Source organism: Stenotrophomonas sp. 109824_Sma (assembly GCF_056480025.1).
In genome coordinates this window covers 1,221,098-1,242,620 of record NZ_CM151078.1, presented here as the reverse complement: position 1 = coordinate 1,242,620, position 21,523 = coordinate 1,221,098, and the positions used below count along the sequence as shown (strand labels likewise).

Sequence of the window (21,523 nt, the reverse complement as noted above, 5' to 3'; positions counted from 1 at the left end):
GTGGCGAAAGGGATCCGACCCCTGGGCGCTGAACCGGCTTATTCGCCGATGTGCTGCTTCAGCCAGGCGTTGACGGTGTCATGCCACAGGATGCTGTTGTTCGGCTTCAGCACCCAGTGGTTTTCATCCGGGAAGTACAGGAACTTCGATTCGATGCCCTGGCGCTGGGCGGCGGTGAAAGCGGCCAGGCCCTGCTCGACCGGAATGCGGAAGTCCTGCTGGCCATGGATGACCAGGATCGGCTTCTTCCAGTCCGCCACGTGGTTGACCGGGTTGAACTTCTCGTAGTTCGCGGCCTTCTGGTACGGGGTACCGCCCTGCTCCCACTCGGTAAACCACAGCTCTTCGGTGGCGTAGCCCATCATGCGCTGGTCGAACACGCCGTCATGGTTGACCAGGCACTTGAACGGGCTGTTCCAGTTGCCGGCAATCCAGTTGACCATGAAGCCGCCGTAGCTGGCACCCAGCGCACAGGCCTTGTCACCGTTGAGGAAGGAATACTTCTTCAGCGCGGCGTCCCAGCCCTTCTGCAGGTCTTCCAGCGGACGGTCGCCCCAGTGCTGGCTGATCGCATCGGTGAAGGCCTGGCCATAGCCGGTGGAACCGTGGAAGTCGATCATCACCACGGCGTAGCCCTGGCCCGCATAGGTCTGCGGGTTCCAGCGGTAGCTCCAGCCATTGCCGAAGCTGCCCTGCGGGCCGCCATGGATCAGGAACGCAACCGGGTACGACTTGCCTTCCTGGTAGTTGTGCGGCTTGACCACATAGCCATGCACGGTGTCGTTGTTCCAGCCCTTGAACTCGAACTGCTCGTAGTCGCCGAAGCTGACATCCTTGAGCACCTCGCCGGCAGCCGGGGTCAGCGCGCGCAGTTCGCCGATGGCTTCACCCGCGGCCGGCAGCAGGCCGACCAGCACCTGGTCGTTGCTCTTCAGGCTGTTGCGGGTGATCGCCACGCTGTTGCCGGCCACGTCGACCGCGGTCACGCTGCCGTCGCCGATCAGCTTGGTGGCCTTGCCGCTGGCCACGTCGATCTGGAACAGCGGGTGTTCGCCGAGGTCATCGGCAGTGGTGTAGATGCTGGCACCATCCGCGGACAGGGTGATGCCACCGGCCGAACGATCCCACTGCGGGGCGATCTCGCGGGTCTTGCCGCTGGCCAGGTCCATCGCCATCAGGCCGAAGCGGTCAGCCTCGAAGCCCGGGCGCTTCATCGCACGGTAGAACAGGGTCTTGCCGTCGGCGCTGAACACCGGGCCGGCATCCCAGGCCGGGTTGGCAGCGGTCAGGTTGACCGGCGCCTGCTTGCCGGCGGCGTCGAAGCGGTACAGGTCGAAGTTGGTCGACCACGGCTCCTGCTTGCCGGCAACGCGGATGCTGGCCACCACGCTGGCGCCATCCGGCGACCACGCGAAATCATCATTGCCACCGAACGGCTTGGACGGCGCATCACCGTCGATGGTCGCGCTCAGCGCCGACGCGCCCTTGACCGCACCGGCCTTGGCCGCCGGCAGCGGCGCCACGAACAGGGTGTTGCGGCGGCCGTCGTTCCAGGTATCCCAGTGGCGCACGAACAGCGAATCGAAGACCTTGCCGCTGGCCTTGGCGCCGGCCACGTCCTTGAGCTTCTTCTCGGTGCAGGCCAGGTCCGAGGCGCAGGCCTGGAACACGCCGGCGCTGAACAGCACGCGGTCGTCCTGCGGCGACACGTGGTAGCTGTCCACGTCCACCGGGAAGTCGGTCAGCTGGCGCGGGGTGCCGCCGTTGATCGGCTGCGCGTACAGCTGCTGGCTGCCGTTCTTGGCACTGAGGAAATACACGGTCTGGCCGTCGGCCGACAGCGACGCGGAATTGACGCTCCAGCCAGCCGGGGTGATCTGCTTCGGCGGGGCCGCGTCACGCGTGCGCAGGTTGCGCGCGAACAGCGCGGTGGAGGCCTTCAGGTTGGCGTCCACGCTGCGCTTGGCGAACACCACGGTGCCGCCATCGGCGGTCAGTACCGGCGCGGAGACGCGGTCCATGGCCACCATGTCGCGGACTTCCAGGCCACGGGCAGCGGCGACGCTGGGCAGGGCGGCCAGCAGGCTCAGTGGCAGCAGGGCATGACGCAGTTTCATCGGGGTCTCCGCAGGACGGCAAAAAACCGATGGTAGGCCCGTGCGGCCGGGGCTGCCAAGGCCATCGGTCATGGCCGGGGACGGGTCGATGCCTTCGCCAGAAAAGGCAAACCGCGCCGTAGCGCGGTTTGCGGTAGTGCCGGCCGCTGGCCGGCAATCTGTCTGGTTGCCGGTCAGCGGCCGGCACTACCGGGTCAGAGCCCTTCCCTGCGGGAAGGGATCCGACCCCGTGCATCACGCCACGGCGCGCTTGCCGGTGCGGTAGATCAGCCAGCCGACCACGAACAGCACGGCCAGGCCGATCCACTGTGCGCCCGGCAGGTGGAACGGCACGGCCAGCACGTCGGCGCGGCTGCTGACCACGATCGGAATCGCGATGGCGATGCCCATCAGTGCCTCGCCGGTGATCAGGCCGGCAGCAAACAGCACACCCGGCTTGTGCACGCGGTCGCGGCCTTCTTCGTCGTCGGCACGCACCTTGTGGAAGCGCTCGACCAGGTAGGCGATCAGGCCGCCGAGGAAGATCGGCACCATCAGTTCCAGCGGCAGGTAGATGCCGATGGCGGCGGCCAGCACCGGCACGCGGAAGCGGGCGTTGCGCGACTTCAGCCAGCTGTCGAAGGCGATGATGGCGGCGCCCACCACGGCACCGATCCCGATGAAGGTCCACGGCAGCTCGCCACCGAACAGGCCCTTGGCCACGGAGGCCATCAGGTTGGCCTGCGGAGCAGCCAGCGCGTTCGGGTGCAGCTCGGACTTCACGCCGATGCCGTAGGCGGTGGCCAGCAGGTTCAGCACCGGCGCCATGATCAGCGCGCAGGAGAACGCACCGATGCCCAGCATCAGCTGCTGCTTCCACGGGGTGGCACCGACGATGTAACCGGCCTTGAGGTCCTGCAGGTTGTCACCGCCGACCGCTGCCGCACAGCACACCACCGCACCGATCATGATCGCGGCCACCGCGCCCAGCGGCGCACCGAAGGCGCCGACCGGCTGCAGGCCATCCTTGCCCAGCAGCACGACCAGCACGGCCGAGGCGAACAGGATGGTGGAGATGGTGATGCCCGAGACCGGGTTGTTGGACGAACCGATCAGGCCGGCCAGGTAGGCCGAGACCGAAACGAACAGGAAGCCGGCGACGATCATGATGAGGGTCATCGGGATCGACACGTGCCACTGGCCGACGATGGCCTGGTACAGGGCCAGCAGCGGCAGCACGAACACCACCAGGGCGACCAGCATCCACTTCATCGGCAGGTCGCGCTCGGTGTGCGCCAGCACCGGGCCACCGCTCTTGCGGGCGGCGGCAAAGCCGCTCTTGACGCCGTTGAGCAGCGACTTGCGCAGCGAGATCAGGGTCCAGATGCCGCCGATCAGCATTGCGCCGACGCCCAGGTAGCGCATCTTCGCGCCCCAGATGGCGAACGCGGCCTCGGTCGAGGAAGCAGCGGCCACCGACGCGGCCAGTGCCGGATCGGTGTTCATGAAGAACGCCTGGTAGATCGGAATGGCGATGTGCCAGGTCAGGATCGAGCCGGACACCACCACGATGCCGACGTTGAGGCCGACGATGTAGCCCACGCCCAGCAGTGCCGGCGACAGGTTGGTGCCGATGAAGGCGGTGACCTTGGAGCTGCCGACGTAGGCCGAGGTGGCCCAGGCATCGGGAATCAGGCGCATGCCGCTTTCCGCGGCCAGCTTCACGAAGGCACCGATCACCGCCGAAATGGCGAGGATCTTCAGGCCCGGGCCCGGGTTCTCACCGGCCTTGAGCACTTCCGCCGCTGCCTTGCCTTCCGGGAACGGCAGCGGGTCTTCGACGATCATCGAACGGCGCAGCGGCACCGAGAACAGCACGCCCAGCAGGCCGCCGAGGCCGGCGATGCCCAGCACCCACCAGTACTTGAAGTCCGGCCAGTAGCCCATGATCACCAGCGCGGGGATGGTGAAGATCACACCGGCGGCGATCGACGAACCGGCCGAGGCGCCGGTCTGCACGATGTTGTTTTCAAGGATGGAGCCACCGCCCAGCAGGCGCAGCACGCCCATGGAAATCACCGCAGCGGGAATGGCGGTGGCGATGGTCAGGCCTGCGAACAGACCGAGGTAGGCGTTTGCGGCCGACAGCACCACCGCCAGCACGATGGCCAGGGCCACTGCGCGGAAGGTGAGCTGCTTGGGCGCAGCGTCGTGGTTCATGGAAGCCCCTGCTGGCAAAAAATCCCCTGCACGCTAGCGTTCAGGGGGCGGCAAGTCCAGTGCGCATGGTCACCGCCAGCCCTGGCCCACCCGGCCGCCCGACCGGTGCAGCAAGGCCAACCGGCCGATCCCGCAAAGCCGCGCAGCGCCTGCCGCAAAAAGGGGACGGAGGGGATTAAGTCGTATTTGTCATAAGCGCCGTGATGCGGCCCCTGCCCTTCTATAATCGCGCCCTTTCCGCTGTCCCCGCCGTCGATGACCGTTGCCGCTACCGCTTCCGACGACTTCCTGGGCCACCCCAAGGGCGTCTATGTCTGCTTCTTCACCGAAATGTGGGAGCGCTTCTCCTTCTACGGCATGAAGGCGCTGCTGCTGCTGTACCTGACCAAGTACCACCTGTTCGGCGACAAGGCCGGCCTGGACCTGCTTGGCGCCTACGGCGGCCTGGTGTACTGCATCCCGGTGTTCGGCGGCATGCTGGCCGACCGCTGGCTGGGCATGCGCCGGGCGGTGCTGTTCGGCGGCATCCTGCTGGTACTCGGCCACCTTGGCATGGCCTTCGAAGGCCACGCGGCGTACCGGGTGAACGGCGAAGTGGTGCGCGACACCTCGGCGCTGGCGGTGACCTACCTGTCGCTGGCCCTGATCATCATGGGCGTGGGCTTCCTGAAGCCGAACATCTCCACCATCGTCGGCAAGCTGTACGCCAAGGATGACCCGCGACGTGATTCTGGCTTCTCGCTGTTCTACGCCGGCATCAACCTTGGCGCGCTGTTCTCGTCGCTGGTGTGTGGCTTCCTCGGCGAGGCCTACGGCTGGAAGTACGGTTTCGGTGCAGCCGGCATCGGCATGCTGGCCGGCCTGGCGATGTTCCTGTGGGGCCAGAAGTACCTGCAGGGCCATGCCGAACCGCCGCAGCCGGCCGCGCTGAAGCAGAAGGTGCTGGGCCTGCCGCGCGAATGGCTCATCTATCTGTGCGCGGTGCTCGGCGTGTTGCCGGTGGCGTGGCTGATGTGGGCCGCCGGCAACGGCGCATTCGCGCTGGGCGGTGAAATCAGCCTGGCGCTGATGCTGATGCTGGTGGTGCTGGGCGGCGTGCTGGTCTGGTTCGCCTGGTTCACCGGCAGCAAGTGCACGCCGGTGCAGCGCCAGCAGATGATCGCGCTGATGGTGCTGATCTTCATGGCGCTGGTGTTCTTCACGATGTACGAGCAGTCGTACGGCTCGTGGGTGACCTTCACCGACCGCCTGCTGACCAAGGACATCGTGCCTGCGCTGGTGATCACCGGCGGTACGCCGCTGCCGTGGTCGATCATCTCGCTGCTGCTGGCACCGCTGGGCTTCGTGGTCAGCGCGCGCCTGTCCGAACGGCGTCCGGGTTCGGCCGCACCGCGCACGTTCTTCGCCGCCATCGTCGTGCTGATGCTCGTGCTGCTGGTGCGCGACTGCCTGGTGATTCCGCAGACCGCCGGTTCGCTGACCTACCTCGGCGGCCTGTTCCTGGTGCTGCTGGCGCCGGCCTTCGCCGCACTGTGGACGTGGATGGACCGCCGCGGCTGGGAGCCGGGCAAGCCGGTGAAGTCGGCCTGGGGCCTGGTGATCGGCGCGCTGTCGTTCGTGCCGCTGGCGCTGGCGGCGCAGCAGGTCGGCGCCACCGGCGAGATGGCCAGCGTGTGGTGGCTGGTGCTGGCCTACTTCCTGCTGGCCAGCGGTGAGATGTGCCTGTCGCCGGTCGGCCTGTCGGCGGTGACCCAGCTGGCCGTGCCGCGGGTGATGAGCCTGATGATGGGCACCTGGTTCCTGGCCACCGCATTCTCGGAAACGCTGGCCGCGCTGTTCGGCAAGCTGGCCGCGATCGAGGTGCCGGAAGGCGAATCGCTGGACATGGTGGCTGCGGCCGGCGCCTATGCGCACCTGTTCTGGCTGCTGATGTGGATCGGCCTGGGCTGCGCGCTGGCCGCCTTCATCGCCGCGCCGCTGCTGAAGAAGATGATGCACGGGGTGAAGTAAGCCCCGCGCCTGCGGAAAACCAGGGCGGCGGAAGGATCATCCGCCGCCCTTCGGCTCAGGGCGCCTTGTCCTTGCCGGCCGCAGGCGCAATCGTGGCGGTCTTGCCACCCAGGCTGCGCGCCAGGAACGCCAGCAGCTTGTCGTAGTACTCGCTGCGATGGGCCTCAGTGTAGAAGCCGTGGCCTTCGGTCTTGTAGTACAGGCTCTCCACCGGCGTGCCGGCACGCTTGAGCGCCGCTTCCATGCGCTCGGTGTGCTGGATCGGCGCGCGCTTGTCTTCGCCACCGGCCGCGAGGAACACCGGCACCTTGATCCGCTCGGCCAGGTTCACCGGCGACACCGCGCCCAGCTTGGCCGGATCCCCCAACCATTCGCGCAGGTAGGTCACGCCTGAACCGCGGTCCTGGATGTCGCCACGGGTATACATCATCGGCAGGTCGTAGACGCCGACATAACCGGCCGCGCACTGGTACAACCCGGGTTCGCGGGCGGCCCCCATCATCGCCGAGTAGGCCCCGTAGCTGGCGCCGTAGATGCAGATGCGACGGCCGTCGGCGATGCCCTCGCTGATCGCCCAGCGGGTGGCATCGGTGACGTCGTCCTGCATCGCCGCGCCCCACTGCTGCGCGCCGGCCTGGGTGTGGGCCCGGCCGTAGTTGCCCGAACCGCGGAAGTTGACCTGCAGCACGGCATAACCGGCGGCAGCCAGCATCTGCGTTTCGCGGTCGTACTGGCCGGAATCGAAGATGTCGAACGGGCCACCATGCGGCATTACCACCATCGGCAGGTTGCGCCCGTCGCTGCCGGCCGGCAGGGTCAGGAAGCCATGCAGCGGCAGCCCGTCGCGGGCCTTCAGTGCAATCGGCTTCACGCTGGCGCTGCGGTCCACGTCGATCCAGTCGCTGCGGCTGATCAGGTGGTCAGCCTTGCGCGCCACCGTGTCGTACACGTAGAAATCGCCGGGATTGGTGCCCGACCAGGTTTCCACCAGCACGACACGGCCATCGCGGGTGCTGGAGGTGATGTAGACCGCTCCGCCGAAGGCGGCTTCCAGACTGCGATACAGGCGTGCCTCCGGCGACTTCTCGTCGAAGAAGCGGGTCCGTGGCTTATCGCCCAGATACAGAGCGCCGACCGGCACATGGGTGCCGGGCCGATGGATGATGCGGTACGGGTTGACCACCTCGTCACGCAGCAGGGTGGCGCGTTCGCCGGTCTGCGGATTCCAGCTGACGATCGCATCCGGCCCCTGGGTCTGCTCGACGTTGAGATAGGCAAGGCTGTCGTCGGCCGAGAAGCCGAGGGCGGTTTCGATGCGCTTGCTGACCGCCTCGTCGTTGATCAGCTTCCAGCTGTCGCCGCTGCGTTCGCGGAAATACAGCTTGTTGATGTTGTCGCTGCCCGAGCCGTGCACGAAGCGGACCTCGCCCGCGCCGTCGGTGGTGAACTCGCCGCGCCGTACCGGTGAGGACGCCACGCGCGAGCGACGACCACTGGTCACATCCATGCGATCGACGCGGGTGAACGGATCCTCGGCCAGCGGCCACACCGTGACCAGCACGTTGCGCTCGTCGCCCGGCAGATCGTCGGCCAGGAAGGCGGCGACCGCCTCGACCTTCTTCGGCTGGATGCGGGTGCCCGGGCCCTTGCTTTCGACGCGGTAGCCGACCAGCAGTTCGCCACGGTTGCCGTTGGCATCGATGGCATAGAGTTCGCCGGTGGGATTGGGCTGGTCGAGCGCCCCCCACTTCTCGGCCAGGCCGATCAGCAGGCGCTCATTGCTGACCCAGTCGAATTCCTGCGCGTGGTTGCGGCTGGGTGGCCAGAAACTACCTACCAGCTGCTTGTCCTTCAAGCGCAGGATCGCGATCGCGGTGCTGTCTTCCTTAGGCACCGTTGCCGCCACGTACTCGCCCCCCGGCGAAATCTTGATGTCGGTGAAGGTCTCGCGACGCAGGTACTGCGTCAGGTCCACCGCCCCCACGCTGCCTGCGGCAACGCCCCCGATGACGGCCAGTGCGGCCGCCAGAATCGTCTTGTGCATCCTTCCCCTGCTCCTGTGGACACCTTGTCCTGGTGGCCGATTCTAGGCAGTGCCGTGCGTTTCCCGCCAGAGCCGGAAAAGACGACGGCACCGTTGCCGGTGCCGTCGTTGCCACTACCTTGGAGAGAGAGTCAGGACGTGGGTTCGGGGGGCGTGCGCCGGGTCAGTGGACCCCGCGCACCGCCAACATGAGGGCCAGGATGCTGAGGATCACGGCGATGGTGCCGTCGAGCACGCGCCAGGTGCTGGGCTTGGTGAACAGCGGCGCCAGCAGGCGCGCGCCGAGGCCCTGCGCGGTCAGCCACAGGCAGCTGGCAGTGACCACGCCAGCAGCGAAGGCCATGCGGGCGTTGCCGAAGTTCTCGGCGATGGAGCCGATCACCATCATGTCCAGCCAGAAGTGCGGATTGATCAGCGAGAAGCCGACCGCGGCCATCAGCACCGCGCGGCGGCTGCCGTCGTCGCTGTCAGCCTCGCCCATGCCACCGCCGCCGGCGATCGCACGGCGTGCCGACTTCATCGCATACCAGGCCAGGAACGCGACACCGGTCCACAGCACGGCGGTGGTCAGCCACGGCAGCGCCGAGGTAAGCGTGCGCAGGCCGGCCACGCTGGCGAAGATGAAGATGGCATCGATGGCCGCGCAGGTGGCGACCACCGGCACGATGTGCTTGCGCAGGATGCCCTGGCGCAGAATGAAGGCGCTCTGGGCCCCGACCACGGCGAACAGGCCGATGCCGGTGGCTGCACCAGAGAACCAGGCACCGAGGCCGGTGCTGGCGGAGATGACCGAGAACATGGGATTCACTGCCTTGTATTGCTGGGGGGACGGTGCCTCGCGAAGGCGGACAGCACCGGAACGAGCGCCATTGTCGCGCCGCAACATGAAAAAGACGAGCTAAACTTCCTAAACCAACATTAGCGGAACTTAATTCGATGCGTATCGACCATGCCCAGCTGCGCGCCCTGGCCGCAGTGATCCGCGAAGGCAGCTTCGACCGCGCCGCACACTCGCTGAATGTCACGCCCTCGGCCATCTCGCAGCGGGTCAAGGCGCTGGAGGACCGGATCGGGCGCCTGCTGGTCAAGCGCGGCACCCCGGCCACCGCCACCGCCGAGGGCCAGCTGCTGGTGCAGCTGGCCGAGCAGACCGCCCTGCTCGAACACGACGCGCTGCACCGGATGGGCCTGGCTGACGAAGACCTGCCCCAGGCCAGCATCCCGGTGGCGGTGAACCACGACAGCCTGGAAACCTGGTTCCCGCAGGCCGCCGCGCAGTTCGCGCAGGGCACCGGCACCACCCTGGACCTGCGCGTGGAGGACCAGGACCACACCGTGGAGCTACTGCGCCAGGGCACGGTGCTGGGTGCGGTGACCACGCTGGACGAGCCGGTGCAGGGCTGCCAGATCCACGCGCTGGGCAGCATCCGTTACGCGGCGACCTGTACCCCCGAATTCCGCGAACGCCATTTCGCCAAGGGCGTGACCGCGCAGGCGCTGGCGCAGGCCCCGGTGCTGGTGTTCAACCGCAAGGACGAAATGCAGTCGCGCTTTGCCCGGCGCATGGCCGGCGACGACCTGCCCAGCACCGCGCCGACCTGGTGGATTCCCTCCACCCGCGCCTTCGTGCAGGCCAACCTGGGCGGCATGGGCTGGACCATGAACCCATTGCCGCTGGTCAAGCGGCACCTGGACGCCGGCCGCCTGGTCTACGTGCGGCAGCGCGCGTGGGAAGACGTGCCGCTGTACTGGCAGCACTGGAAGGGCGACGTGCAGACCATGGCCCTGCTGACCCGCGCGGTGCTGGATGCTTCCTCGGCACTGATCCGGCGCAAGCGCTGACCCATGGCGCAGAAAGGGGACGGAGGGGATTAAGTCGTTCAAGGCCAATACGACATCCAAGGCAAATACGGCTTAATCCCCTCCGTCCCCTTTTTCGGGGCTCCATCCGATCTCCATCGAGCCTACACACCGGGTCCATGCGCGATGCGGATACTGGCGGGCCGACCATTACAAGGATGTCCGGCATGCCCGTGTACCTGCGCGACGCCCGCCCCGACGATGCCGCCGCCTGCATCGATCTGCGCGGGCGCACCCGCGAGAATGCCTTCAATGCGGCGCAGCTGGCGGAACTGGGCATCACCGTGGACAGCTGGGCGGCCGGCATCGCCCACGGCGATTCGATCGGCCGCGTCGCCTGGGAGGGTGAGCGCATGGTCGGCTACTGCTTCGCCGACCACGACAGCGGCGAGGTGCTGGTGCTGGCGCTGCTGCCGGAGTACGAGGGCCGCGGCATCGGCCGCCAGCTGCTGCAGGAAGTGGTCAGCCTGACCCGCGATGCCGGCCACCGGCGCCTGTTCCTTGCCTGCTCGGCCGACCCGCGTTCGCGCTCGCACGGCTTCTACCGCCGCCTGGGCTGGCGTCCGACCGGCGAGATCGATGAGGCCGGTGACGAGATCCTCGAGCTGGTCTGAGCCGGGCGTGGCCCGGCGCTTCGCGTGACGGTGCCGCGAAACGTCGGATGCTGCGTTGCATCAAAAACGGACCGGATCCGGTTAGAATCGCGGATGGATGCTGCAAGGCGTTGTTTCTTCACGCCCTTTCCCTGCCCCATGCGCATCCTGAACTCCTCCCCTCCGCCAACGATCCCGCCCCCATGAAGAAATTTGGCAAGGCCCTGCTCGCCCTGCTCGTGCTGCTGTTGCTGGCCGCCGCGCTGTTCCTGTACTGGCCGCTGACCCAGCGTTCGGTGCCCGCCGCCAGCAACGACAAGCCCGTCGATGTTGTGCTGGTCGGCGCCGGCATCATGAGCATCACCCTGGCCACCTACCTGCAGGAACTGCAGCCGGACTGGAACATCCAGGTCTACGAACGCCTCGACGGCGTCGCCGGCGAAAGCTCCGACGGCTGGAACAACGCCGGCACCGGCCATTCGGCGTTCGCCGAACTGAACTACACCCCGGAACTACCCGACGGCAGCATCGAGACCAAGCGCGCGGTCGGCATCGCCGAATCGTTCGAGGTCTCGCGCCAGTTCTGGTCGCACCAGGTGAAGGAAGGCCGGCTGAGCCAGCCCAGCGACTTCATCAACCCGACCCCGCACATGAGCTTCGTCTGGGGCGATGACAACATCGCCTACCTGCACAAGCGCCAGCAGGCCCTGGTGAAGAACCCGCTGTTCTACGGCATGCAGTACTCCGAGGATCCGGCACAGATCAAGCAGTGGGCACCGCTGCTGATGGAGGGCCGTGATCCGAAGCAGAAGGTCGCCGCGACCTGGATGCCGCTCGGTACCGACGTCAACTTCGGTGTGATCACCCGCCAGCTGACCACCGGCCTGCAGCGCAGCCCGAACTTCAGCCTGCACCTGAACCACGAAGTGAGCGCGCTGCGGCAGAACGCCGACAAGAGCTGGAACGTGACGGTGAAGGACCTCAAGGCCGGCACCGAGACCACCACCCACAGCCGCTTCGTGTTCATCGGTGCCGGTGGCGCCGCGCTGAAGCTGCTGCAGATGTCGGGCATTCCGGAATCGAAGGACTACGCCGGTTTCCCGGTCGGTGGCCAGTTCCTCGCCTTCCAGGGCCAGGACGTGACCTCGCGCCATGGCGTGAAGGCCTACGGCATGGCTGAGACCGGTTCCCCGCCGATGTCGGTGCCGCACCTGGATGCGCGCAAGCTGGACGGCAAGCCGGTGGTCCTGTTCGGGCCGTTCGCGCTGTACAGCACCAAGTTCCTCAAGCACGGCTCGTGGTGGGACCTGTACTCGTCGGTCACCCACAACAACGTTGGCCCGATGCTGGAAGTGGGCAAGGACAACCTGGACCTGGTGCAGTACCTGATGGGCCAGGCACGCCTGAACGATGCCGACCGCCAGGCCGAACTGGTCAAGTACTTCCCCAATGCCAAGCCGGGCGACTGGAAGCTGGTCACCGCCGGCCAGCGCGTGCAGATCATCAAGCGTGATCCGCTGAAGGGCCCGGTGCTGCAGTTCGGTACCGAGATCGTGACCGACAAGGACCACACCATCGCCGCCCTGCTCGGCGCGTCGCCGGGTGCGTCGACCTCGCCGCCGATCATGCTGGACCTGATGGCCAAGGCCTTCCCGGACCAGATGAAGGCCGGCTGGGAAACCCGCCTGCGCGAGATCGTGCCGTCGTACGGGCGCAAGCTCAACGACAGCGCCGCGCTGGTGAACGAGATCCGCACGCTGACCAGCCAGACCCTGCACCTGCCGTACCTGGAGGTGCCGGTGGACGCCAATGCGGCGGCTCCTGCCCCGGCGGTAGTGCCTGCAGCGGTTCCGGCACCGGCCAAGGAAAAGCGCAATGCCAACGAGGAACTGCAGGCGCTGTAAGCCCGCGCGTTCCTTTCGATGCAGACGGACGGCCACCTTCGGGTGGCCGTTTGTTTTTGTGCGAGATGGGTCGGATCCCTACCCGCACTGGAGGGCTCTGACCTGCGCCTGGGCGCCGATGATGGGGTCAGAGCCCATTGCCTGCGGCAACGGGATCCGCCCCCGGCCGCCACTGCTCTGCGCCGGGAAGCCCCTGCACAATGACGCGAATTGTAATGTTGTTAAGAATTATTTACATTTGCATCCTGCGCAGTGACCGCGCCATCTCCCCAGATGGACCTGACCGTGCCCGAAGCCGCCGCCCGGGTGCTGGACGACTGTTGCCGCCCTCCCCGCCTCCACGTTTCGAGCCCACCATGTCCCTGACCTTCCGTACCCGCCTGCCCCGCCGCGCGCTGCTGCCGGCCGCCCTGCTTTCGTCGCTGGCCCTGCTGGCCACGCCCAGCGCGTTCGCTGCCGCCGATGGCGCGGCCGACGCCAAGACCCTGGACCGGGTCAGCGTGCGTGCCGAGCAGTCGGCGCCGCCGGCCAGTACCACGCGCCTGCCGATCACCCTGCAGGAAACCCCGCAGTCGGCCACCGCGATCAGCCTGCAGCGCCTGCAGGACGAATCACTGTTCAGCATCAACGATGTGATGCGCAACGTCACCGGCGTCAGCGTGTCCTTCTATGACACGCAGCGCCCGCTGTACTACGCGCGTGGCTTTGCCATCACCGACTTCCAGGTCGATGGCATTCCCACCTACAGCGGCTCCACCAACCAGGAGTACGACACCGCCTTCTACGACCGCATCGAAGTGATCCGAGGTGCCAACGGCCTGCTCAGCGGCGCCGGCGTGCCGTCGGCCACGGTCAACCTGCTGCGCAAGCGCCCGGGCAAGGAATTCGACGCGTCGTTCGCGGTCAGCGCCGGCAGCTGGGACTACCGCCGCATGGAGGCCGATGTAACCGCGCCACTGACCGATGACGGCCGCTTCCGCAGCCGCGTGGTCGCCGCCTACACCGACCGCGGGCTGTATTACGACCGCTACAAGGAAAACAAGATGGCCGGCATGGCGGTGCTGGAAGGCGATGTCACCGACAGCACCACGGTCACCGTCGGCTACCAGACCCAGGACAACAACCCGACCGGTTCGACTTGGGGCACCGTGGCGTTCTTCGACAACCAGGGCAACTTCGCCCATCTGGCGCGCTCGACCAACCTGTCGCCGAAGTGGAGCTACTGGAAGCGCGAGAGCAGCACCGCCTTCGCCAACCTGGAACAGCGTTTCGGCGACAACTGGCTGCTCAAGATCAACACCGCCTACACCCGCGGCAACGTGCAGAACGTGCGCCTGTACGGCACCGGCAACCCGGACCCGGTGACCGGCTCGGGCATCTACCTGCGTGCCGCTGCCGGTGATTCGAAGGACACCCGCCGCAATGTCGATGCCTACCTGACCGGCAGCTTCCCGCTGTTCGGCCGCGACCACGACCTCACCGTCGGCGCGCAGTGGTCGGACCTGGAAGGCACCACCAACACCCTGGCACTGAACTTCCCGGGCGACTGGGCAACCTGCGGGCGTGAGCGCTGCTACTACATCCCCAACGTGTTCAACTGGAACGGCGACATCTCCGAGGTGACCTACACCCGTACCGGTGCACGCCGCGTGGCCAAGACCACGCAGAGCGGCGTCTACCTGGCCACCCGCCTGCGCCTGGCCGATCCGCTGTCGCTGATTGCAGGTGCACGCCTGAGCCGCTGGGAAACGCTCAGCCGCTCGTACAACGCCGCAGGCGTCTACACCGGCACCAGCGGTGCCTACAAGGTGAGCGATGAAGTCACCCCGTACGTGGGCCTGGTCTACGAGATCACGCCGAACGTGTCGGCCTATGCCAGCTACACCGAGATCTTCAATCCGCAGAACTACAAGGACCGCAACGAGAACCTGCTGGCGCCGGTACAGGGCTCGAACCTGGAAGCGGGCATCAAGACGCAGTGGTTCAATGGCCGCCTGACGGCCAATGCGGCGGTGTTCGAAGCCAAGCAGGACAACTACGCGGTGCGCGACATGAGCGTGCCGGAAGGCACGCTGAGTGATGGCAGCTCGGCCTACATCGGCATCAACGGCACCAAGGCGCGCGGCTGGGAGATGGACGTCAACGGCGAGATCCTGCCGGGCTGGACGGTCAATGCCGGCTACACCCACGTCAAGGTGACCCGCGCCGCCACCGACCTGCTGTACGCCAATCCGCCCGAGGACCTGCTGCAGCTCAACACCCAGCTGCAGCTGCGCGGCGCACTCAAGCGCCTGAGCATCGGCGGTGGCGTGCAGTGGCAGAGCAAGGTGCAGGGCTACAACATCGCCTACCCGCTGGGAGGCACGGTGACGGTGAACCAGCCGGCCTACTCACTGGTGCAGTTCAACGCCAACTACCGCATCAGCGACAACTGGACCGCGACCCTGAGCGTGCGCAACGCGCTGGACAAGACCTACTGGGCCAACCTGGACTACAACAACTTCGGCGAGCCGCGCTTCGTGTCGGCCAGCCTGCGCTGGAAGTTCTGAGCGACCTGAAACGGTAGTGCCGGCCGCTGGCCGGCTCCAAGCGATGCATCGATCACGCGGGGCCGGCCAGCGGCCGGCACTACCCCGATCGATGCGGGTCATCCTCCATTTCAATCTGAATGGGCCCGCCTCCGCGCGGGCCCTTTCATTTGCTGCAGCGCGGGTTGCACGGCCATCATAATTATGCCGTAATTATTTCAACGCCAATCGGAAGCCGGTCGATGAACCCGAGCTGGGATACGTTGGAACGCAGCCGCCAGGCCCGCCTGCAGCGGGCCGCGCCGTGGGCCCGGGGCCGCGAGGTGGCTGCCAGCGACGTCGGCGAACTGCTGCATGCGCTGCTGGAACCCGGCGACAAGGTCTGCCTGGAGGGCAACAATCAGAAGCAGGCCGATTTCCTCGCCCAGGCCCTGGCCGACCTCGACCCCGCCCGCGTGCATGACCTGCACATGGTGCAGTCGGTGCTGTCGCTGCCCTCGCACCTGGACGTGTTCGAGCGCGGCATCGCCTCGAAACTGGACTTCTCGTTCTCCGGCCCGCAATCAGTGCGCCTGGCCAACCTGGTGGCCGAGGGCCGCATCCAGATCGGTGCCATCCACACCTACCTGGAGCTGTTCGGCCGCTACTTCATCGACCTGACCCCGCGCGTGGCCCTGGTCGCAGCACAGGCCGCAGATCGGCACGGCAACCTGTACACCGGGCCGAATACCGAAGACACCCCGGTGATCGTCGAGGCCACGGCGTTTGGTGGCGGCATCGTCATCGCCCAGGTCAACGAGATCGTCGACACCCTCCCCCGCGTCGATATTCCTGCGGACTGGGTCAACTTCGTGGTGCAGGCGCCGAAGCCGAACCATATCGAACCGCTGTTCACCCGCGACCCGGCGCAGATCTCCGAGATCCAGGTGCTGATGGCGATGATGGCGATCAAGGGCATCTACGCCGAGTACGGCGTGAACCGACTCAACCATGGCATCGGCTTCGACACGGCCGCCATCGAACTGCTGCTGCCGACCTACGCCGAATCGCTCGGGCTGAAGGGAAAGATCTGCCAGCACTGGGCGCTCAATCCGCACCCGGCGCTGATTCCGGCGATCGAATCGGGCTTCGTCAAGTCGGTGCATTCGTTCGGTTCCGAACTGGGCATGGAGAAGTACATCGCCGCACGCAGCGATGTGTTCTTCACCGGTGCCGATGGCTCGATGCGCTCCAACCGCGCGTTCTCGCAGACCGCCGGCCTGTATGCGTGTGACATGTTCATCGGCTCCACCCTGCAGATCGACCTGCAGGGCAACAGCTCCACCGCCACCCGCGACCGCATCGCCGGCTTCGGCGGCGCACCGAACATGGGCTCGGATGCGCGCGGCCGCCGCCATGCCAGCGATGCCTGGATCAAGGCCGGCCAGCAGGCCGCACGCCCCGGCGAAATGCCGCGCGGGCGCAAGCTGGTGGTGCAGATGGTGGAAACCTTCCGCGAGCACATGGCGCCGGCCTTCGTCGAACGGCTGGATGCATGGGAGCTGGCCGAACGCGCGGACATGCCGCTGCCGCCGGTGATGATCTACGGCGACGACGTCAGCCATGTGCTGACCGAGGAAGGCATCGCCAACCTGCTGCTGTGCCGCACCCCGGAAGAACGCGAACAGGCGATCCGCGGCGTGTCCGGCTATACCGCCGTGGGCCTGGGACGCGACCGCGCGATGGTGGAGAACCTGCGCGACCGCGGCGTCATCCGCCGCCCGGATGACCTGGGCATCTCCGTGCGCGATGCCAGCCGTGACCTGCTGGCGGCACGTTCGGTGAAGGATCTGGTGCGCTGGTCCGGCGGCCTGTACGACCCGCCCAAGCGCTTCCGCAACTGGTAAGGGGCTGAGCATGGAAACCCTCGACTATCGATTCGAAGGACGCACCCCGGTGCAGTTCCCGCGCGATGCGGTGCTGGTCGGCGTACTGGCCTCGGGCAACCTGGAAATCCTGCTGGAACCGGCGGCATTGGATGGCGCGATGACGGTGCGCATCATCACCGCCGCGCAAGGCTTTGGCCGCGTCTGGGAAGCGGTGATCGGTGATTTCGCACAGCGCCATCCGCTGCGCGATGTACGCATCTCGATCAACGATGCCGGCGCCACGCCGGCGGTGGTCAGCCTGCGCCTGGACCAGGCGGTGGAAACGCTGCTCGCCGGAAGCACGCCATGAATCCGAAGCAGCGCCACAGCTACTACGAAGCCGACGCGCGCGAGCGTATCGCCGGCCTGGCCGACGCCGGTTCGTTCCGCGAGTTCCTCGGCCCGGCGCAACGGATGATGAGTCCGCACCTGGCGCAGCTCGATCAGCCCGCGGCGTTCGACGACGGCATCGTCGTCGGCGAAGCCACGCTGCGCGGCAAGCGCGTGCTGCTGGCCGCGCAGCAGGGTGAATTCATGGGCGGCGGCGTGGGCGAAGTGCACGGTGCCAAGCTGACCGGCCTGCTGCGCCGTGCAGCGGCGACCCGGCCCGACGGGGTGTTGCTGCTGCTCGATACCGGCGGCGTACGCCTGCACGAGGCCAATGCGGGGCTGATCGCCATTTCCGAGATCATGCGCGCCACCCTGGATGCGCGCGCTGCGGGCGTCCCCGTGGTGGCGCTGATCGGCAGCGGCAACGGCGCATTCGGTGGCATGGGCATCGTGGCCCGCTGCTGCAGCACGGTGATCATGTCCGAGGAGGGCCGGCTGTCGCTGTCCGGGCCGGAGGTGATCGAAACCGTTCGCGGCGTGGAAGAGTTCGATTCCCGCGACCGCGCGCTGGTCTGGCGGGTGACCGGCGGCAAGCACCGCTATCTGATCGACCAGGCGCAGGTGCTCGTGCCCGATGCCATCGAGGCCTTTGCGCAGGCGGCATTCGACGCGCTGCAACCGGACACCGCCAGCACCGATGCCGAGGCTGCATTGAATGCCCTGCAGGCTCGCCATGCCGCACTGAAGGCGCGCGTGCAGGCCTGGGGCGGGTGCCGCGATGGTCTTGAGATCTGGTCGCTGCAGGGCATCACCGAACCCGAGCGCCTGCCGCTGCTGGACACCGACGATTTCCTCGCCGCCACCGCCGATCGGAGCCTGCCATGAGCCTTCCGCTGCACGCCCTGCTCGATGCCCTGTTCCCGCGTGGCCACGCCGTTGCCGTGGAGGACTCGGTACTGACCGGTACCGCCACCACCGACGACGGCGAGGTGACCGTGATCGGTACCGCCGACAAGCTCGAGGTGGGCGTGGACCACGCGCTGGCACTGGCCGACACCGTGCTGGCCAGTACCGCCGCGCATCCACAGCAACCGATCGTGATGCTGGTCGACACCGCCGGCCAGCGCCTGGCACGCCGTGACGAACTGCTCGGCATCAACGGCTACTTCGCGCACCTGGCGCAGACGCTGGATCTGGCACGCCGACGGGGCGCACGGCTGGTGACGCTGGTCTACGGTGAGTCGGTCAGTGGTGGCTTCCTCTCGTTCGGCTTGATGGCCGACCACATCCACGCCCTGCCCGATGCCCAGGTGCGGGTGATGGACCTGCGCGCGATGGCCCGGGTGACCAAGCAGCCATTGGAGAAACTGCAGGCGCTGAGCCAGAGCTCGCCGGTGTTCGCACCGGGCGTGGAGAACTACGTGGCGATGGGCGCGGTGGATTCGATCTGGAACGGCGACCTGGCCGCATGCCTGCTGCAGGCGCTGCGTACGCCCGCCGATGGCGACTGCCGTGCCGTGCGCGGCGCCGAACGTGGCGGTCGCATGTTGGCCGCACGCGTGGCTGCAGCCGTGAGCCAGGGCGATGCCTGAGCGGCTGCCCCGCCATACGCTGGTCTGGTTGTCAGCGCACGCCGGCTGGCAGGCGGACATCGCCGCGCATGAGCCGCGCCTGGCCGACTGGTTTGCGCAGGGTCTGCCGGCCATCGTCGCCCGGCGTGCCGTCGACGATGCCGACCCCCGCCTGCGCCTCGGCGTACCGCTGCCGCCCGCCGAGGGCAAACTGCGCCTGGCCCTGCGCGTGCCGGCACACGATGTGCTGCGCACCGCGCCGCCACCGGCACTTCAGACGGTGCTGGAAGGCGACCTTGTGCAAGACTGGCAGCGCCCCCTGCAGGCGCTGCAGGACATCGCAGCGGCACGCGTATTCGGAGCGTTTGCCTGGCAGTACCTCACTGGACTGCATTATGTGCACGCGCGCTCGGACATCGATCTGCTGTGGCGGATCGACACCACCGCGCAGGCCGATGCCCTGGCTGCAGAGCTGCAGACATGGGAAACCGGATACGGTCGCCGGGTCGATGGCGAACTGTGCCTGGCCGACGGCGCCGCCGTGAACTGGCGGGAGTACGCGGGACGCAGCCGCGAGATACTGGTCAAGCGCCCGGAAGGCGCCGCGCTGGAACTGCGCGAGTCCGTGTTCGCCCCCGCCGGGGTGAGCGCATGAACGCCGTCGCGCAACCGATTGTCCGGCCGGCAGCGGCCGTGGACTACGCGCGCCTGGGGCGCATCGCCGTCGCCAGCCTGCATGCGGAGCTGGCCTTGGCACCGAAGCCGGGACTGGTCACGCCGTTCGACCGCGGCAGCCATCACGACATGGATGCGGGCACGTTCCTGCGCAGCCTGTTCGCGCTGCGCCACTATTTCACCGCCGTGGCCCACCTCGGTGCAGCCGGGGCGGACTTCGATGCGCTGCGCCGGTGTGGCATTGCCGCCGAAGCGGCGATGCTGCGCGCGACCGCCGGCATCAACACCCATCGTGGCGCGGTCTTCAGCCTCGGCCTGCTGGTGGCGGCCGCCGCGGCCTGCCGCTCCCGCCTGGGCCATGCCGCCACCGGTGAGCAGGTCTGCCTGGAGGTACGTCGTTGGGCTGCGGATTTCGCACGGGCACCGCTGGATGCAGGCAGCCCCGGCCAGCGCGCGCGCGCCCTGCACAAGGTGCCAGGCGTGCGCGAACAGGCCGCCGCCGGTTACCCGCTGTTGCGCGAGGTGGCGCTGCCCAGCCTGCGCCACGCGCTGGCCAGTGGCCTGCCACGCGAAGCCGCGATGTGCCACACGCTGATGCAGCTGGTCGCACACACCGACGACCTCAACCTGCTGCATCGCGGTGGTGCGGAAGGCCTGGGCTGGGCGCAGCAGTTGGCCCACCGCTTCCTGGCCGAGGGTGGTGCCTTCGCACGCGATTGGCAGCCGCGCCTGCAGCACATTGCCGACGCCTTCGTTGCGCGTCACCTGAGCCCCGGTGGCAGCGCCGACCTGCTTGCCTGCAGCCTCTTCCTGTTGCAGCAGGAGGGCACATGAGCCTTGCCCTGCTCTGCCCCGGACAGGGCGCGCAACATGCGGCGATGTTCGATCGCGTGCGCGGCCTTGCTGCCGCGCGGCCGGTGCTCGATGCCACGGGCGAACTGCTGGGCCGCGATGTATTCGCCGCCGCGGCAGCCGGCGACCGCTTCGACAATGTGCAGGCGCAACCCCTGCTGTGCGCAGCCAGCCTGGCGCACTGGCAGGGCCTGCGCGAGGTGCTGCCAACGCCGGCGGTGATCGCGGGCTACAGCATCGGTGAGCTCGCCGCACATGCCATCGCCGGCAGCTTCGATACCGCCACCTGCCTGGCCCTGTCCGCGCAGCGCGCGCGCCTGATGGATTCCGCCAGCCCCGATGATGCCGGGCTCCAGGCAATCCTGGGACTGGACCGCATTGCCACGCAGCGCTTGTGCGATACGCATGGCGCCTTCATCGCGATCGCCAATGGCCACGACCACTTCATCGTAGGCGGTGCATGGCGGTCGCTGCACGCGTTGGCGGCAGGCGCGCAGGCGTGCGGCGCGGAAATCCGCCCGTTGCCGGTCCATGTGCCCGCGCACACGCCGCTGCTGGCCAGCGCAGTGGCACCGTTTGCCGCCGCACTGGACGCTGCGCAGGTGCAGGCGCCGCGCCTGCCCCTGCTGGCCGGCATCGATGCGCGCCCTGTGCGGGATCGCGCCGCCGTCGTGCACACGCTGTCGGCGCAGCTGGCACAGACCATCGAATGGGCGCAGGTGATGCGCCAGGCCTTCGAGCGTGGCGCGCGGGTGTTCCTGCAGCTGGGCCCGGGCAACGCCTTGGCGCGCATCGTCGCGCCGGCCTATCCGTGCTGCGAGGTGCGCGCGGTGGAAGAGTTCCAGAGCCTTGAAGGCGCCGCGGGCTGGGTCCGCAGTGCGCTGGAGCGGCTGCAATAGCGGGTTCGAGCAGTACGTATCACGCAACACGCCG

Annotated in this window: 16 protein-coding genes; 12 read left to right on the top strand and 4 right to left on the bottom strand. The window is 67.6% G+C overall.

From position 1 onward, the window contains the following. Positions 1-38 precede the first annotated feature (38 nt). Entirely contained in the window at positions 39-2,117 is a 2,079-nt protein-coding gene (locus tag ACZK1G_RS05800; RefSeq protein ID WP_049443748.1) for an alpha/beta hydrolase family protein, read from the bottom strand. 234 nt (positions 2,118-2,351) lie between these two features. Further along, positions 2,352-4,316, bottom strand: coding sequence for an OPT family oligopeptide transporter (locus ACZK1G_RS05795; RefSeq protein WP_014036352.1), 1,965 nt, complete (start codon positions 4,314-4,316; stop codon positions 2,352-2,354). A 255-nt stretch (positions 4,317-4,571) separates the two neighbouring features. Between ACZK1G_RS05795 and ACZK1G_RS05790 the strand changes: the two genes are divergently transcribed. Further along, a complete protein-coding gene (locus ACZK1G_RS05790) occupies positions 4,572-6,326 on the top strand; it encodes a peptide MFS transporter (RefSeq protein ID WP_101765107.1) in 1,755 nt (584 codons plus the stop codon). A gap of 55 nt (positions 6,327-6,381) precedes the next feature. On the opposite strand, the gene ACZK1G_RS05785 is transcribed toward ACZK1G_RS05790, so the two are convergent. Continuing rightward, complete coding sequence (locus ACZK1G_RS05785) at positions 6,382-8,370, bottom strand: alpha/beta hydrolase family protein (protein ID WP_101765106.1); 1,989 nt, start codon at positions 8,368-8,370, stop codon at positions 6,382-6,384. Positions 8,371-8,533: 163 nt separating this feature from the next. After that, the gene (locus ACZK1G_RS05780) at positions 8,534-9,169 is read right to left on the bottom strand and encodes a LysE/ArgO family amino acid transporter (RefSeq protein WP_005415673.1); all 636 of its coding nucleotides are present in this window, start codon (positions 9,167-9,169) and stop codon (positions 8,534-8,536) included. A gap of 137 nt (positions 9,170-9,306) precedes the next feature. On the opposite strand from ACZK1G_RS05780, the gene ACZK1G_RS05775 reads away from it, so the two are divergent. The 11 genes from ACZK1G_RS05775 (at position 9,307) to mdcH (ending at position 21,489) form a co-directional block, all read left to right on the top strand. After that, complete coding sequence (locus tag ACZK1G_RS05775; RefSeq protein WP_014036348.1) at positions 9,307-10,212, top strand: LysR family transcriptional regulator ArgP; 906 nt, start codon at positions 9,307-9,309, stop codon at positions 10,210-10,212. A 185-nt stretch (positions 10,213-10,397) separates the two neighbouring features. Further along, complete coding sequence (locus ACZK1G_RS05770) at positions 10,398-10,844, top strand: GNAT family N-acetyltransferase (protein WP_049443884.1); 447 nt, start codon at positions 10,398-10,400, stop codon at positions 10,842-10,844. Between the two features lie 182 nt (positions 10,845-11,026). Continuing rightward, on the top strand, positions 11,027-12,727 hold the full coding sequence (gene mqo / locus ACZK1G_RS05765) for a malate dehydrogenase (quinone) (RefSeq protein WP_049443758.1): 1,701 nt from the start codon (positions 11,027-11,029) through the stop codon (positions 12,725-12,727). Between the two features lie 356 nt (positions 12,728-13,083). After that, positions 13,084-15,276, top strand: coding sequence for a TonB-dependent siderophore receptor (locus tag ACZK1G_RS05760; RefSeq protein WP_101765105.1), 2,193 nt, complete (start codon positions 13,084-13,086; stop codon positions 15,274-15,276). A 221-nt stretch (positions 15,277-15,497) separates the two neighbouring features. Beyond that, positions 15,498-17,141: a malonate decarboxylase subunit alpha gene (gene mdcA / locus ACZK1G_RS05755; protein WP_101765104.1), complete on the top strand. Its 1,644-nt coding sequence runs from the start codon at positions 15,498-15,500 to the stop codon at positions 17,139-17,141. 10 nt (positions 17,142-17,151) lie between these two features. Beyond that, a complete protein-coding gene (gene mdcC, locus ACZK1G_RS05750) occupies positions 17,152-17,472 on the top strand; it encodes a malonate decarboxylase acyl carrier protein (RefSeq protein ID WP_101765103.1) in 321 nt (106 codons plus the stop codon). Further along, complete coding sequence (locus tag ACZK1G_RS05745) at positions 17,469-18,377, top strand: biotin-independent malonate decarboxylase subunit beta (RefSeq protein ID WP_049443766.1); 909 nt, start codon at positions 17,469-17,471, stop codon at positions 18,375-18,377. The genes mdcC and ACZK1G_RS05745 overlap by 4 nt, the downstream gene beginning before the upstream one ends. Then, positions 18,374-19,084, top strand: a complete 711-nt coding sequence (mdcE, locus tag ACZK1G_RS05740) for a biotin-independent malonate decarboxylase subunit gamma (RefSeq protein ID WP_101765102.1) — start codon at positions 18,374-18,376, stop codon at positions 19,082-19,084. Before ACZK1G_RS05745 ends, mdcE begins: the two co-directional genes overlap by 4 nt. After that, a complete protein-coding gene (gene mdcG / locus ACZK1G_RS05735; RefSeq protein ID WP_101765101.1) occupies positions 19,077-19,718 on the top strand; it encodes a malonate decarboxylase holo-[acyl-carrier-protein] synthase in 642 nt (213 codons plus the stop codon). The genes mdcE and mdcG overlap by 8 nt, the downstream gene beginning before the upstream one ends. Next, positions 19,715-20,572: a triphosphoribosyl-dephospho-CoA synthase MdcB gene (gene mdcB / locus ACZK1G_RS05730; protein WP_101765100.1), complete on the top strand. Its 858-nt coding sequence runs from the start codon at positions 19,715-19,717 to the stop codon at positions 20,570-20,572. The genes mdcG and mdcB overlap by 4 nt, the downstream gene beginning before the upstream one ends. Continuing rightward, positions 20,569-21,489 (top strand): malonate decarboxylase subunit epsilon, encoded by a 921-nt coding sequence (mdcH, locus tag ACZK1G_RS05725; RefSeq protein WP_101765099.1) that lies wholly within the window; start codon positions 20,569-20,571, stop codon positions 21,487-21,489. Before mdcB ends, mdcH begins: the two co-directional genes overlap by 4 nt. Positions 21,490-21,523 lie beyond the last annotated feature (34 nt).

Bases quoted from the DNA above. Each gene is read 5' to 3' on its own strand.
- ACZK1G_RS05800 (WP_049443748.1), bottom strand. From the start codon at position 2,117: ATGAAACTGCGTCATGCCCTGCTGCCACTGAGCCTGCTGGCCGCCCTG.
- ACZK1G_RS05795 (WP_014036352.1), bottom strand. From the start codon at position 4,316: ATGAACCACGACGCTGCGCCCAAGCAGCTCACCTTCCGCGCAGTGGCC.
- ACZK1G_RS05790 (WP_101765107.1), top strand. From the start codon at position 4,572: ATGACCGTTGCCGCTACCGCTTCCGACGACTTCCTGGGCCACCCCAAG.
- ACZK1G_RS05785 (WP_101765106.1), bottom strand. From the start codon at position 8,370: ATGCACAAGACGATTCTGGCGGCCGCACTGGCCGTCATCGGGGGCGTT.
- ACZK1G_RS05780 (WP_005415673.1), bottom strand. From the start codon at position 9,169: ATGTTCTCGGTCATCTCCGCCAGCACCGGCCTCGGTGCCTGGTTCTCT.
- ACZK1G_RS05775 (WP_014036348.1), top strand. From the start codon at position 9,307: ATGCGTATCGACCATGCCCAGCTGCGCGCCCTGGCCGCAGTGATCCGC.
- ACZK1G_RS05770 (WP_049443884.1), top strand. From the start codon at position 10,398: ATGCCCGTGTACCTGCGCGACGCCCGCCCCGACGATGCCGCCGCCTGC.
- mqo (WP_049443758.1), top strand. From the start codon at position 11,027: ATGAAGAAATTTGGCAAGGCCCTGCTCGCCCTGCTCGTGCTGCTGTTG.
- ACZK1G_RS05760 (WP_101765105.1), top strand. From the start codon at position 13,084: ATGTCCCTGACCTTCCGTACCCGCCTGCCCCGCCGCGCGCTGCTGCCG.
- mdcA (WP_101765104.1), top strand. From the start codon at position 15,498: ATGAACCCGAGCTGGGATACGTTGGAACGCAGCCGCCAGGCCCGCCTG.
- mdcC (WP_101765103.1), top strand. From the start codon at position 17,152: ATGGAAACCCTCGACTATCGATTCGAAGGACGCACCCCGGTGCAGTTC.
- ACZK1G_RS05745 (WP_049443766.1), top strand. From the start codon at position 17,469: ATGAATCCGAAGCAGCGCCACAGCTACTACGAAGCCGACGCGCGCGAG.
- mdcE (WP_101765102.1), top strand. From the start codon at position 18,374: ATGAGCCTTCCGCTGCACGCCCTGCTCGATGCCCTGTTCCCGCGTGGC.
- mdcG (WP_101765101.1), top strand. From the start codon at position 19,077: ATGCCTGAGCGGCTGCCCCGCCATACGCTGGTCTGGTTGTCAGCGCAC.
- mdcB (WP_101765100.1), top strand. From the start codon at position 19,715: ATGAACGCCGTCGCGCAACCGATTGTCCGGCCGGCAGCGGCCGTGGAC.
- mdcH (WP_101765099.1), top strand. From the start codon at position 20,569: ATGAGCCTTGCCCTGCTCTGCCCCGGACAGGGCGCGCAACATGCGGCG.